General features: G+C 69.9%; 10 protein-coding genes. 3 read left to right on the top strand and 7 right to left on the bottom strand.

Going from position 1 to position 13,233, the window contains the following annotated elements; translation table 11 throughout:
* Window position 1 precedes the first annotated feature (1 nt).
* Together AC1PK7_RS06355 and pilG are read right to left on the bottom strand one after the other, a co-directional pair.
* A complete protein-coding gene (locus AC1PK7_RS06355) occupies window positions 2-364 on the bottom strand; it encodes a response regulator (protein ID WP_209029615.1) in 363 nt (120 codons plus the stop codon).
* A gap of 17 nt (window positions 365-381) precedes the next feature.
* On the bottom strand, window positions 382-783 hold the full coding sequence (pilG, locus tag AC1PK7_RS06350) for a twitching motility response regulator PilG (RefSeq protein WP_003472648.1): 402 nt from the start codon (window positions 781-783) through the stop codon (window positions 382-384).
* A 242-nt stretch (window positions 784-1,025) separates the two neighbouring features.
* Here pilG and gshB point away from each other — a divergent pair, with 242 nt between their 5' ends.
* The 3 genes from gshB to AC1PK7_RS06335 all read left to right on the top strand — a co-directional run bounded on the left by gshB (window position 1,026) and on the right by AC1PK7_RS06335 (window position 6,243).
* Window positions 1,026-1,976 carry a glutathione synthase gene (gene gshB / locus AC1PK7_RS06345; protein ID WP_481100221.1) on the top strand — a complete coding sequence of 317 codons (951 nt, stop codon included), beginning with the start codon at window positions 1,026-1,028 and terminating at the stop codon, window positions 1,974-1,976.
* Entirely contained in the window at window positions 1,973-2,854 is an 882-nt protein-coding gene (locus AC1PK7_RS06340) for an energy transducer TonB family protein (RefSeq protein ID WP_481100220.1), read from the top strand. The genes gshB and AC1PK7_RS06340 overlap by 4 nt, the downstream gene beginning before the upstream one ends.
* Before the next feature lie 389 nt (window positions 2,855-3,243).
* Window positions 3,244-6,243: a TonB-dependent receptor gene (locus tag AC1PK7_RS06335; RefSeq protein WP_481100219.1), complete on the top strand. Its 3,000-nt coding sequence runs from the start codon at window positions 3,244-3,246 to the stop codon at window positions 6,241-6,243.
* A 59-nt stretch (window positions 6,244-6,302) separates the two neighbouring features.
* On the opposite strand, the gene AC1PK7_RS06330 is transcribed toward AC1PK7_RS06335, so the two are convergent.
* The 5 genes from AC1PK7_RS06330 to mrcB all read right to left on the bottom strand — a co-directional run bounded on the left by AC1PK7_RS06330 (window position 6,303) and on the right by mrcB (window position 13,151).
* Window positions 6,303-7,223 (bottom strand): ADP-ribosylglycohydrolase family protein, encoded by a 921-nt coding sequence (locus tag AC1PK7_RS06330; protein ID WP_481100218.1) that lies wholly within the window; start codon window positions 7,221-7,223, stop codon window positions 6,303-6,305.
* Window positions 7,220-7,924 carry a tRNA (adenosine(37)-N6)-threonylcarbamoyltransferase complex dimerization subunit type 1 TsaB gene (gene tsaB, locus AC1PK7_RS06325; protein ID WP_481100217.1) on the bottom strand — a complete coding sequence of 235 codons (705 nt, stop codon included), beginning with the start codon at window positions 7,922-7,924 and terminating at the stop codon, window positions 7,220-7,222. The genes AC1PK7_RS06330 and tsaB overlap by 4 nt, the downstream gene beginning before the upstream one ends.
* 60 nt (window positions 7,925-7,984) lie before the next feature.
* Window positions 7,985-9,994: a DNA repair helicase YoaA gene (gene yoaA / locus AC1PK7_RS06320; RefSeq protein ID WP_481100216.1), complete on the bottom strand. Its 2,010-nt coding sequence runs from the start codon at window positions 9,992-9,994 to the stop codon at window positions 7,985-7,987.
* Between the two features lie 179 nt (window positions 9,995-10,173).
* Window positions 10,174-10,695 carry a tetratricopeptide repeat protein gene (locus tag AC1PK7_RS06315; RefSeq protein ID WP_481100215.1) on the bottom strand — a complete coding sequence of 174 codons (522 nt, stop codon included), beginning with the start codon at window positions 10,693-10,695 and terminating at the stop codon, window positions 10,174-10,176.
* Between the two features lie 23 nt (window positions 10,696-10,718).
* Window positions 10,719-13,151 carry a penicillin-binding protein 1B gene (gene mrcB, locus AC1PK7_RS06310; RefSeq protein ID WP_481100214.1) on the bottom strand — a complete coding sequence of 811 codons (2,433 nt, stop codon included), beginning with the start codon at window positions 13,149-13,151 and terminating at the stop codon, window positions 10,719-10,721.
* Window positions 13,152-13,233 lie beyond the last annotated feature (82 nt).

Here is a 13,233-nt window from a genome sequence, read left to right as displayed (position 1 = left end):
GTCAGCCCACCAGTTGCTTGATGCGGGCGATCAGCTCGTCTTCGCGCGGCGGCTTGACGATGTAGTCGGTGGCGCCCTGGCGCATGCCCCAGACCTTGTCGGTCTCCATGCTCTTGGTGCTGATGATCAGCACCGGGATGTGGCGGGTGGCCTCGTCGCGCGACAGCGCGCGGGTGGCCTGGAAGCCACTCATGCCCGGCAGCACCACGTCCATCAGCACCAGGCTCGGCGCCTGCTCGCGCACCAGCTTGATCCCGTCCTCCGCATTGTCGGTGGACAGCACCTGGTGCCCGGCTTTTTCCAGCCATTGCGTGAACACCGCCCGGTCGGTCGGTGAGTCCTCGATCAACAAGATACGGGCCATGCTGCCTTTCCCCCTGGTCAGGCGTTGACGTATGTACGGATCGCGCCCAGCAGCTCTTCGCGTGTAAAGGGTTTGGTGAGGTACTGCTCGGACCCGACGATGCGCCCGCGCGCCTTGTCGAACAGGCCGTCCTTGGAGGACAGCATGATCACCGGCGTGGCCTTGAACAGCTGGTTGCCCTTGATCAGCGCGCAGGTCTGATAGCCGTCCAGCCGCGGCATCATGATGTCCACGAAGATGATCTGCGGCTGCTGGTCGGCGATCTTGGCCAGGGCCTCGAAGCCGTCGGTCGCCGTCACCACTTCGCACCCTTCTCGCTTCAGCAACGTTTCGGCGGTACGACGGATTGTTTTCGAATCGTCGATCACCATCACCCGCAAGCCTGCGAGTTCCCCACCCGCAGTCGTGTTTTCACTCATCACTTGCCCCCAAGCGCGCGACGCTTCATCGGATCCGGCTTCGCTGCGAAACGACATGTATCCCAAGACCCGCTGCGACTGTCAAGGCCGCCGCGACGGGTCCGCGTTGAACCGCGTAACAGCACAAACTATGTCACAGTTTGGCGGATCACGTGCGACACCGTGCGACCGCGCCGGACACCCGGTGCGCGGCGCCCCCGCCGACCCGCTACCATCTTCCGCTCAGCCCCACAGGTGCCCCCATGCCGTTCGATGTCATCGTGGTGATGGATCCCATCGCCAGCATCAAGATCGCCAAAGACACGACCTTCGCGATGCTGCTGGAAGCGCAGCGCCGCGGGCATCGCCTGCACTACGTGCGCCCCGGCGGGCTGACCCTGCGCGACGGTCGCGCGCTGGCCCAGGCCGCGCCGCTGCGGGTGTGCGACGACAAAGCCGGCTGGTTCGAGCTGGACGCCTTCGCCGAACTGACCTTCGGCCCCGGGCAGGTGGTGCTGATGCGCAAGGATCCGCCGTTCGATGCCGAGTTCCTGTACGACACCCACGTGCTCAGCGTGGCCCAGCGCGCCGGCGCGCAGGTGGTCAACGACCCGCAGGGCCTGCGCGACTTCAACGAGAAGCTGGCCGCCCTGCTGTTCCCGCAGTGCTGCCCGCCGACCCTGGTCAGCCGCGACGCCGCCACGCTCAAGGCCTTCGTGCTGGAACACGGCCAGGCGGTGCTGAAGCCGCTGGACGGCATGGGCGGGCGCTCGATCTTCCGCAGCGGCACCGGCGACCCGAACCTCAACGTGATCCTGGAGACGCTGACCGACGGCGGCCGCAAGCTGGCCCTGGCGCAGCGCTTCATCCCGGACATCAGCGCCGGCGACAAGCGCATCCTGCTGGTCGACGGCGTGGCGGTGGACTACTGCCTGGCGCGGATTCCGCAGGGCGACGAGTTCCGCGGCAACCTGGCCGCCGGCGGCCGCGGCGAAGGCCGCCCGCTGAGCGAGCGCGACCGCTGGATCGCGTCCCAGGTCGGCCCGGAGATGAAGCGGCGCGGCATGCGTTTCGTCGGCCTGGACGTGATCGGCGACTACCTCACCGAGGTCAACGTCACCAGCCCCACCTGCGTGCGCGAACTGGACGCGCAGTTCGGGCTCAACATCGCCGGGCTGCTGTTCGACGCCATCGAGGCCTACCCGGCGCGATGAGCGCGGCCGCCGCGACGCCCGCGCCGCGCATCGGCGAGCGCGAACGGCTCAGCGCCACCCTGGTGCTGTCGCTGATCGTGCACGGGCTGGTGATCCTCGGCGTGGGCTTTGCGATCGACGACGACGCACCGCTGGTGCCGACGCTGGACGTGATCTTCAGCCAGACCAGTACGCCGTTGACGCCGAAGCAGGCCGACTTCCTGGCCCAGGCCAACCAGCAGGGCGGCGGCGACCACGACACACCGCAGCGCCCGCGCGACAGCCAGCCGGGCGTGGTACCGCAGCGCCAGGACGGCCTGGCCCCGCAGGCGCTGCGCGCGCAGACCGCGGCCGCCGCGCCGGAACCGACCCCGCGCGTGGTCAGCAGCGCGCGCGGCGAGCACCCGCTGCCGATGGCGCAGACCCAGCCGCGCACCGACGATCCGCAACGGCCGGTGGACGCCCAGCGCGAACAGCGCGATGCCGAGATGGCGCGGCTGGCCGCCGAGGTGCACCTGCGCTCGGAGCAGTACGCCAAGCGCCCCAACCGCAAGTTCGTCTCCGCCAGCACCCGCGAATACGCCTACGCCAACTACCTGCGCGCCTGGGTCGACCGCGCCGAGCGCGTCGGCAACCTCAACTATCCCGACGAAGCGCGGCGGCGCCGGCTCGGCGGCCAGGTGGTGATCAGCGTCGGCGTACGTCGCGACGGCAGCCTGGAAAGCAGCCGCATCCTGCGCTCCAGCGGCGTGCCGATGCTCGATGCCGCCGCATTGCGGATCGTGCAACTGGCGCAGCCGTTCCCGCCGCTGCCGCGCACCGACGACAACGTCGACATCCTGCAGGTCACCCGCACCTGGGTGTTCCTGCCCGGCGGCAGCCTGGTCGACGACCGCTGAGCGGCATGCAGATCGCCCCTCTCCCCCCGGGAGAGGGGTTGGGGTGAGGGTCGGCGCGCAGCGTCTCGCGATGTTTGTGGGGTACGAGGCTTCGCCCGGACCCTCATCCGCCCCTGCGGGGCACCTTCTCCCGAGGGGAGAAGGAAGCGCACTAGCCCCTCTCCCACCGGGAGAGGGGTTGGGGTGAGGGTACGGCCGCCATGAAGCCCGACAGCGAACGACATAACCATTGGTGCCGCCGACATAACGACGCGGCATTTCTGTGATGGCGGCCCATTAAGGTTAATGGAGCGGGGGAACGTTACCGCGCACACCGCATCATCCAGGACGGGCGGATTCGAGTCGGCGCGGCGTGCCCCCCGCCCCACCACCACCCGAGCCACCCCTACATGCACAACCATCGTTCTCTTCGCAGGCCCGCCCTGCTCGCCCTGGCACTGAGTGCCGCACTCGCCCTGCCGCCGGCCCAGGCCCAGTCCACCACCGGTGCCGTCGCCGGCCAGGCGCCGGCCGATGCCCAGCGCATCCTGGTCCGCAGCGACAGCGGCCTCAGCCGCGAGGTCACTGTCGACGCGCGCGGCCGCTACAGCGTCGGCCAGTTGCCGCTGGGTACCTACACCATCATCGCCAAGGGCGCCGACGGCAGCGTGCTGGGCAGCCGCGACGGCGTCGGCCTCACCGTCGGCGGCGTCACCGAAGTCTCCTTCAGCCCCGCCACCACCAGCCTGGCCGGTGTCCAGGTCAGCGCCGACCGCGCCGCCGCCGCGATCGACGTGAGCAGCGTGGACTCGCGCACCGTGATCAATGCCGAACAGCTGCAACGGCTGCCACTGGGCCGCTCGGCCGAGGCGATCGCGCAACTGGCGCCCGGCGTGGCCGGCAACAGCGGCAGCGGTACCTACATCGGCCCGACCGGCGCGCAGCTGCTCAGCTTCGGCGGCTCTTCGGCCGCGGAGAACGCCTATTACATCAACGGCTTCAATACCACCGACCCACTGCGCGGATTGGGCGGACTGACCCTGCCCTACGGCAGCATCGACCAGTTGGAGGTCTACACCGGCGGCTACAGCGCCAAGTACGGGCGTTCCGACGGCGGCGTGATCAACGCGGTCGGCAAGCGCGGCAGCAACGAATGGCATTTCGGCGGCCAGGCGACCTGGGAGCCGGACGGGCTGCGCTCCTCGCAGAAGGACGTCTACTCGCCTGGCGACGGCAGCCTGTACCGGCCGGACAGCAAGAGCGGTTCCACGCTCAGCACCCAGAGCATCTACGCGGGCGGCCCGCTGATCCAAGACAAGCTGTTCTTCTTCGGCGCCTACGAATTGCAGCGCCAGGACGGCGACAGGTTCTACGGCGCGCGCGAGACCACCCCGGGAACCTATTACTACGACTACCAGTACCGCCGGCCGAGCTGGTACGCCAAGCTCGACTGGAACATCAGCGACAACCAACTGCTGGAGATCACCGGCGCCTCGAGCCGCTACATCACCCGCGGCAAGTACTACGACTACAGCGGTTACGACATCGGCAGCCTGCGCGGCGACGCCAACACCACCAAGACCGGCGGCGACCTGTGGACCGCCAAGTACACCGGCTATCTCACCGACCGCCTGACCTTCAGCGCCCAGTACGGCCAGCAGCGCACCGACGACTACACCGGCAATCCCAGCTACAACGGCGCGCTGACCTACCTCAGCGGCACTTCGTTCGAGAACCCGGCCTACACCGGCGGCACCCCTATCACCAATGCGCAGACAACCTCGCTGCTGGTCGACCCGGCGCGCGGCAACCGCACCGACAACCTGCGCCTGGATCTGAACTACGCCATCGGCGCGCACAGCATCACCGTCGGCATCGACAACCAGAACGCGCGCGCGCTCAACCGCGGTTCGGTGGCCTCCGGCGACGGCTACTACTGGATCTACGGCCAGGCCAACCCCAACGTGCCGATCAATACCGGGCTCGGCGTGCCGGCCACCGGCGGCTATCCCAACGGCCAGGACGGTTACTACGTGCGCAAGTACATCTACAGCGCGCTGGCCTCGGTGCGCTCGGCGCAGCGCGCGCAATATGTGGAGGATAACTGGCAGGTCAACGACCGGCTGTTGCTCAACCTCGGCCTGCGCCTGGACCAGTTCACCAACTACAACCGCGACGGCGCGCCGTACATCAAGCAGACCAGCGGGCAATGGGCGCCACGGCTGGGCTTCAGCTGGGACGTCGACGGCGACGCGCGCTTCAAGGTCTACGGCAACGTCGGCCGCTACTACCTGGCGCTGCCGCTGAATCCGGCGTTCAACGCCGCCGGCGCCACCCTGGCCACCTCGACCTACTACACCTACGGCGGCATCGACGCCAATGGCTACCCGACCGGCCTGACCCAGATCTCCGGCGCGGTCTCGTCCAACAACAACTACGGCATCCTGCCCGATCCCAAAACCGTCGCCACGCAGGGCATCAAGCCCTCGTTCCAGGACGAGTTCATCCTCGGCTTCACCAAGGCCTGGGGCGACAGCTGGGTCTACGGCGCCAAGGGCACCTACCGCGTCCTGCGCAGCGGCGTGGACGACTACTGCGACAGCGATACCGTGTTCGCCGCCGCCGCGGCGCAAGGGCACACGGTGACCCTGGCCAGCAATCCGGTCAGCTGCTGGCTGATCAACCCGGGCCGGGCCAACACCTTCACCCTGGTCGACACCTCGGGCAACTACGTCAAGGTGCCGCTGACCAATGCGCAGTTCGGCTTCCCGGCGTTCAAGCGCAATTACTACGGGCTCAACCTGTCGCTGGAGCATCCGTTCGACCAGCGCTGGTACGGCCGTCTCGACTACACCTGGTCGCGCAGCTACGGCACCACCGAGGGCCAGTTGCTGTCGGGCATCGGCCAGACCGCGGTGTCCACCACCCAGGCCTGGGACTTCGCGCAGTTGATGGAGCACACCAACGGCCCGCAGAGCAACGACCACACCCATCAGTTCAAGTTCTACGGCTACTACCAGATCAACCCCGCATGGCTGGTGTCGGCCAACTTCAAGCTGATCTCCGGTTCGCCGTTCAGTGCGCTCGGCTCCTATGGCCCCGACCACACTGACCCCTCCGGCTATGGCATTGCCTATCACTACTACGAAGGTCAGCCGGCGCCTCCGGGCAGCCAGGGTCGTCTGCCGTGGCTGCAGCAACTGGATCTCGGCGTGTCGTGGCGGCCGGCCTACGCCGACCGCAAACTGGCCTTCAGCCTGGACGTGTTCAACGTCTTCAACGGCCAGGCCACGCTGTGGAAGTATCCGTACTCGGAATCCGACCCGGGTAACGCGGACCCGGTGTACGGCGCGGCATTGCTGCGCCAGGCCCCGCGTTCGCTGCGGTTGAGCGTCAGCTACGACTACTGATCCGCTTCACAGCAACGCCAAGGACGCCGGCCACGCAAGGCCGGCGTCCGCGGCAGCCTTCAACCGGCGACACTGGCGGCGTACAGCCGCTCGGCCAGCGCCACGATCTCCGCGGCATCCTGCACCCGCGTGCGCCATGCCGCGGGAATGCCATGCAGGCCGTAGAACGCGCCAGCCAGCTGGCCGCAGATTGCTGCGGTGGTATCCGCGTCGTCGCCGAGATTGGCCGCACGCAGCACCGCATCGGCGAGATTGTCGGTGGTCGCGAAGCACCACAGCGCCGCCGACAGCGCATCGACCACGTAGCCGGTGCCGCGGATCTGCGCCGCCGGCACCGCCGCATGGTCGCGGTCGACCAGCGCACGCAGGGCCGGAGTCTGCATCGGCGGCGCACCGGTCGGCTGCAGCACCTGCGCACGGTCCTCGCCGAGCAAGGCGGCGCGCAGTTGGAACGCGAACAGCCGGCTGGCGTCGAGCACCTCGGCGGCGGCATGGGTGGTGCGCGAACTGTCGGCGGCACGCGCGGCCAGTTCGTCGGGGCGCTGCGCGTAGAACATCGCCACCGGCGCCAGTCGCATCAGCGCGCCGTTGCCGGCCGCGCGCGGATCGTCGCTGCCACTGAACGCCGGCCCGCCCTGCAGATACCGCTCCAGCGCGGCGCGCACGGTGTTGCCGATGTCGAAGCACGTGCCGGTGCTGCTCAGATAGCCGTGCCGGTACCAGTTGCAGTAGCGGTTCATCTGGTCGGCGGCGTCGAAGCCCTGCCGGTACAGCAAGCTGTGCGCCAGGCACAGCGCCATCGAGGTGTCGTCGGTCCACTGCCCCGGCTGCAGCTCGAACGGGCCGCCGCCGACCATGTCGTCGATCGGCACAAAGCTGCCGGGTGCCTTGAATTCCAGCGTCGTCCCAACCGCATCGCCCACTGCCAAGCCGAGCAGGCAACCGCGGAAGCGGTCGCCGGGCGTCACGCCGCCGCTCATCGTGCGGCCCGCTGCGCCTGTTGCTCGGCCAGGGTCAGGGCGACGTTGTCGCGCAGGTAGGCCGGTTCGGCGCGCTCCGGCGCGATGCCTTCGCCGCGCGCGTACGCGGCCGCGGCCAGGGTCAGCACGTCGGCGGCATGCGGCAGCGCCTGCGGGTCGGCGCTGCGCCAGTGCGCACCGAAGCGCCGCTGCAGGGTGCCATCGACCGCGGCCAGCCCGGTGCCGACCGCGGCCCAGGCCGCTTCAGGCTCGGGCAGCACGAAGGCCTCCGGGCTCAGCACCTGCTCGGCGGTCAGCGCCTGCAGGCCGCCGTCGGCCTGCCGCGCGTAGGCCGCGGTGTAGACCTCGCCCATGCGCGCGTCGATCGCCGCCAGCACCCGCGGCGCATCGGCCGTCGCGCGCAACGCCAGCACCTGCAGGGTGGACACCGGCAGCACCGGCAGGTCCAGGGCCAGGGCGATGCCCTGTGCCACAGCGATCGCCAGGCGCACGCCGGTGAACGCGCCGGGGCCACGGCCGAAGGCCACCGCATCGAGCTGGCGGCGGCCGATGCCGGCCTCGGCCAGCAGTTGCTCGGCCCAGGGCAGCGCCAGTTCGGCGTGCCGCCTCGGCGCCAGGTCGAAGCGCTCCAGCACGCGGTCGCCGACCATGACGGCGACGGAGCAGGCTTCGGTGGAGGTTTCGAAGGCGAGGAGATTCATTGGGGGCTGGGAATCGGGAATGGGGATTGGGGAATCGGAAAAGCAAAGGCGGCGCGTCGGCTAGTTTGACGTGGCCGGTGGCGTCGCGGCCTCGGGATTATCGCCCGGCGGCGGGGTTTCGGCGGCGAAGAACTGGCGGACGTCCTCCACGTCACGGGTGCGGGCGAACGGCGGCAGCGACTCCAGGAAGGTGCGGCCGTAGGACTTGGACAGCAGGCGTGGGTCGCACAGCACCAGTACCCCGCGGTCGCGCTCGCTGCGGATCAGGCGGCCCACGCCCTGCTTGAGCGCGATCACCGCCTGCGGCAACTGCTCGTCGCGGAACGGATTGCCGCCGTCGCGGCGGATCGCCTCCAGGCGCGCCTCGAACACCGGATCGTCGGGCGCGGCGAACGGCAGCTTGTCGATCACCACCACGCTCAGCGCATCGCCGACCACGTCCACGCCCTCGCGGAAACTGGCCGAGCCGAGCAGCACGCCGTTGCCGGAGGCGCGGAAGCGCTCGAGCAAGGTCGCGCGCGGCGCCTCGCCCTGCACGAACAGCGGCCAGGGCCCGTCGCGCAGCGCCTCGGCCGCCTCGCGCAGCGCGCGGTGCGAGGCGAACAGCAGGAAGGCGCGGCCCTGCGAGGCCTCCAGCACCGGCTGCAGCGCCGCGATCAGCGCCGTGCCGAAGCCGCGCGCCGCCGGATCGGGCAGCGCCGGCAGGTAGCACAGTGCCTGCCGCGCCCAGTCAAACGGGCTGGGCTGCAGCAAGGTCATCGGATCGCGCAGGCCCAGGCGGGTGGCGATGTGCTCGAACTCGCCCTTCACCGCCAGCGTCGCCGAAGTGAACACCCAGGCCGCGTGCGAGGCCTCGCGGTGGGCGCGAAGCGGCCCTGACACGTCCAGCGGCGTGCGCTGGCAGCGGAAGCCACGCGGCGTCAGCTCGTACCACAGCACATCGTTCGACGGCGCCTCCGCTTCCGGTTCGGCTTCGAAATCCGGGATCGGCGCATCCTCGCCGAGCCAGCGGCCCAGCCGCGTGCGCAGCTCACGCGCGCGCGCCGCGCAGGCGTCGAAGCCGGGCGAGGCCTCGCGCAGCACCGCAAGCGGCTCCTGCAGCCGCGCCAGATCGGCCAGCAGTGCATCGAAACCATCGCGCACCTGCGGCTTGGCCAGCAGCCGCCACTGCGTGCCGCGCGCCGGCAGCCCTTCCATCGCCGCACGCAGTTCGCGCAGGGTCTGTTCCAGCGCCTGCGCCGGCGCCTGCAGGCTGGCCAGTGCGCCGGCGACATTGCGGCTCTCGGCCAGGCAGTCGCGCGCCAGTTCCTGCAGCGGGCGCATGCCGAAACCTTCGCCGAAGAAGTTCGCCGCCAGCTCCGGCAACTGGTGCGCCTCGTCGATCACGAAGGCCTGCGCGCCGGGCAGGATCTCGCCGAAGCCTTCCTGCTTCAGCGCCAGGTCGGCCAGCAGCAGATGGTGATTGACCACCACCAGGTCGGCCGCCTGCGCGCGCTGCCGGGCCTGCACCACGAAGCACTCGCCCCAGAACGGGCATTCGGTGCCCAGGCAGTTGTCCACGGTGGAGGTGACCAGCGGCAGCAGCGGCGAGTCGTCGGCCAGCGCGTCCAGTTCGGCGATGTCGCCGAAGCGGGTGCGCCCGCTCCAGGCGACGATGCGCTGGAACTGCGCCACCTGCTCGCGCGCGGTGAACCGCGGCTCGCCGCGGGCCTGCTGCAGGCGGTACTTGCACAGGTAGTTGGCGCGTCCCTTCAGCAGCGCACTGCTCAGGCCCACGCCCAGCGCCGCCCGCACCCGCGGCAGATCGCGGTGGTAGAGCTGATCCTGCAGCGCGCGGGTGCCGGTGGAGACGATGGTCTTCAGCCCCGACAACAGCGCCGGCACCAGGTACGCATAGGTCTTGCCGGTGCCGGTGCCGGCCTCGGCCAGCAACACGTCGCGCTGCTCGAACGCCTCGGCGATCGCCGCGGTCAACCGCAACTGCGCCGGCCGCGGCACGAACGCATCGAGCTGACGCGCAAGCGCCCCGCCTTCGCTGAGGGCTTCCGTGCTTGCGTGGGCTAAAGACATTGGGGTGGTGCCGGGATTCGGGAGTCGGGATTGGGGATTGGTAAAAGCACAAGGCGTGCACGTCGCGGGTCAGTGCGCTCGGCCAAGCAGGCGCAGGACACGCCAACCAGCGACTTCAGCCTGCAACGCGCGGAATGCGCTCTTGCCAATCCCCAATCCCGACTCCCCAATCCCCGCCCTCAGTACCTCTTGATCCCCGGCACCGTGCACCCGGCGATCTGCGCGTGCGCCGAGGCGGCGTTTTCCTTTTGCCCGCGGGCCAGGCGCGCCTGTTCGATGGTCGCCCAATGGCGGCGGCACAGCGGGCCGGTCTGCGAGCCGAGGTCGATGGCGCGCTTGGCGAAGGCTTCGGCCTGCGCATCGTCCTTCTGCAGCAGCGCCACTTCGGCGCGGTCCTGCAGCAGTGCCGGGTCGTCCGGTACCAGCTTCAGCGCCTGATCCAACGCCGCGGCGGCACCGGCGAGATCGCCGGCGCTGCGCTTGCGCTTGGCGCTCTCGCGCAGGTCCTCCACTTCCGGATCGCGCAGCGGCTGCACGCTCAGTTCGGTGTCGTCGGCACCGCCGCTGGCGTCGATCGCGGCGAGGCGCTGCGCCGGCGTGGTGGTGTCCACCGGCGCGGCCGGGGACGGCGGCGGCGGTGCGCTGACGCAGGAGGCGAGCAGCAGGCTGAGGGCGGCGATGGCGGGAAGACGTGGGGTCATGAGCGGTATCCGGAATCCGGGGATCAGTGCGCCGGCGGCGGCGCGGCCGCGTCGGCAGGCGGGTCTTTCTTCTTGTCCAGGCCGAACCAGCTGCGCCAGCCGCCGCCCTGGTGTTCGCCCTCGGCGGGCGCGGCCTCTTCCGGCAGCGCCTGCGGCGGCGTGCATGCGGAATACGCCGGCACGAAGCCGACCACGAACGGGAACTGGCGCGCGCCGGGGCAGCTCGGGTCGGTGCTGTTGTACCCCACCGGGTCCATCCACTGCCAGTCGATGCCCTTGCCCTGCACCTGCAGCGGCGCGCTCGGCAGCCGCGAGAAGATGCCCGACCACACCCGCATCGCGCCGGTGGCGCCGTACAGGCCGGTCTGCTTGTTCTGGTCGTTGCCGATCCAGATCACCGCCAGGTGATCGCCTGTGTAGCCGGCGTACCAACTGTCCACCCCGTCGTTGCTGGTGCCGGTCTTGCCGGCCGGCGACAGCTTGCCCAGGCCATCGCTGAGCAACTGCCGCGCGGTGCCGTTGCTGACCACCTGCTGCAGCGCCATGCCGACCAGGTTGGCGGCGATGGAATCGCCCTCCTGCGCCGGCGCGGGGGTCTTGTCGTAGCGCTTGAGCAGCTTGCCCTGCGGATCGAGCACGCCGCGCACCGCATGCAGCGGCTGGATCTCGCCACCGGAGGCCAGGAACTGGTACAGCTGCGCCATCGCGTACGGGCTCTGGTCGGTGGCGCCGAGGATCAGCGAGGGATTGACCTCGGCCTCGATGCCGGCCAGCACCTTCACCAGTTGCGCCACCCGCTCCGGCCCGACCTGCATGCCGACGCGCACCGTGGCCTGGTTGTAGGAATGCGCCAGCGCATCGACCACGCGCACCGTGCCGTGACTGCGCCCATCGGAATTGCCCGGGCTCCAGGTGCGACCGCGGCCCAGTTGCACGGTGACCGGGGTATCGTCGACCCAACTGGCCAGCGAAAAACGGTCCGGCTGCGCCAGCGCCAGCAGGTACACGAACGGCTTGAGCAGCGAACCGACCTGGCGCTGCGCCTCGATCGCGCGGTTGAAGCCGGGCTGGGCCACGTCGCGGCTGCCGACCACCGCCAGCACCTCGCCGTTGTGGGTGTCGGTGAGCACCAGCCCGGCCTGCAGCGGCGGGCGCTTCTTGTTGGTCTCCAGCGAGGTGATGGTGCGGGTCACCGCGCCCTCGGCGTACGCCTGCGCCGACGGCGACATGCCGGTGAGCACGCTCAGGCCGGCGCCCTGCAGCGCGCTTTCGGGATAATCGCGCGCCAGTTGGCGCCGCACCAGGTCGACATAGGCCGGGAAGCGGTTGGCCGCGACCAGGCCGGGTTCGGCCGGCACGCCCAGCGGCGCGGCCAGCGCCTTGCGGTAGGTGGGCTCGTCGATCAGCTCGCTTTCGCGCAGCTTGCCCAGCACGAAGTTGCGCCGGTCCAGCGCGCGCTCGGGATAGCGCCGCGGGTCGTAGTAGGACGGCCCCTTGACCAGGCCGATCAGCAGCGCCACCTGCTCCGGCGCCAGCGCATCGAGTTCGCGGCCGAACCAGAACTCCGCACCAGAGGCCACGCCATGCACCGCCTGGCTGCCGCGCTGGCCCAGGTACACCTGGTTCAGATACGCCTCGAGGATGGTGCGCTTGTCGTAGCGCGCTTCCATGATCAGCGCGTACAGGATCTCGTTGAACTTGCGGGTGACGGTCTGTTCCTTGCCGATGCCGAGCAGGCCGCTGCGCGCCAGCTGCTGGGTCAGGGTGCTGGCGCCCTGCCGGCTCTTGCCGCCGGAGCGCACCATCACCCAGGCCGCGCGGACCATGCCGCTGAGGTCGATGCCGTGGTGCGAATTGAAGTCGCGGTCCTCGACCGCCTGCAAGCCGGTGACCAGCAGCTCCGGCACCTCGTCCACGCGCACCAAGCGCCGCTCTTCCTGCTTCTGCCCGTACAGCGTGGCGATGCGCGCCGGATCCAGCCGCGCGGCCTTGAGCGCCTTGCGCGTCTGCGCATCGCGCAGTGCCACCACGCGCCCGCCGGCCAGGCCGACCTCGATGCGCCGCGGCGCGACCCGCCCGTCGACGTCGACGTAGCCGCGGCTAGCGATGGTGAAGCGGCTGCCGTCCTGCTGGTAGCTGCCGGGACGCTCGGCGCCGGCGTCGGCGCGATAGCTGGCCGCATCCAGTTCGGTCTTCAGCGTCTGCGGGTCCATCGCCGTGTCCGGCGCCAGCACCAGCGGACGCGCGTACACGCGGGTGGGGATCTGCCAGCGCAGTTCGCCGAAACGTTGGGTGACCTGTTTGTTCAGATAGACCGTGTACGGAATCAGGAAGCCCAGGCCGAGTGCGGCGGCGGCCAGGCCCCAGGTGAGCAGGCGCCTGCGCCATACGGCGGCGGGGCTGTCCAGGGCGTCGTCCTGATCGTCGGTGTCGTGATCGTCGTAGCGTCGGGGCACGGGAATGCGAGAATGTAAATTCCGCCGAGTCTAGCGCAGCCCAGCGGGCAGCGCGGCGCGACGGCCTCTTCGTTTAAGTTGG

The sequence above is a fragment of the Xanthomonas sp. NCPPB 3174 genome (assembly GCF_056725205.1).
Note: the sequence above shows the minus strand (reverse complement) of the source record. Positions and strands in the feature narration are given on the sequence as shown.

Excerpts from the sequence above, each read along its gene's own strand:
- AC1PK7_RS06355 (WP_209029615.1), bottom strand. The coding sequence starts at position 364 with ATGGCCCGTATCTTGTTGATCGAGGACTCACCGACCGACCGGGCGGTG.
- yoaA (WP_481100216.1), bottom strand. The coding sequence starts at position 9,994 with ATGTCTTTAGCCCACGCAAGCACGGAAGCCCTCAGCGAAGGCGGGGCG.
- gshB (WP_481100221.1), top strand. The coding sequence starts at position 1,026 with ATGCCGTTCGATGTCATCGTGGTGATGGATCCCATCGCCAGCATCAAG.
- pilG (WP_003472648.1), bottom strand. The coding sequence starts at position 783 with ATGAGTGAAAACACGACTGCGGGTGGGGAACTCGCAGGCTTGCGGGTG.
- AC1PK7_RS06315 (WP_481100215.1), bottom strand. The coding sequence starts at position 10,695 with ATGACCCCACGTCTTCCCGCCATCGCCGCCCTCAGCCTGCTGCTCGCC.
- AC1PK7_RS06340 (WP_481100220.1), top strand. The coding sequence starts at position 1,973 with ATGAGCGCGGCCGCCGCGACGCCCGCGCCGCGCATCGGCGAGCGCGAA.
- AC1PK7_RS06335 (WP_481100219.1), top strand. The coding sequence starts at position 3,244 with ATGCACAACCATCGTTCTCTTCGCAGGCCCGCCCTGCTCGCCCTGGCA.
- AC1PK7_RS06330 (WP_481100218.1), bottom strand. The coding sequence starts at position 7,223 with ATGAGCGGCGGCGTGACGCCCGGCGACCGCTTCCGCGGTTGCCTGCTC.
- tsaB (WP_481100217.1), bottom strand. The coding sequence starts at position 7,924 with ATGAATCTCCTCGCCTTCGAAACCTCCACCGAAGCCTGCTCCGTCGCC.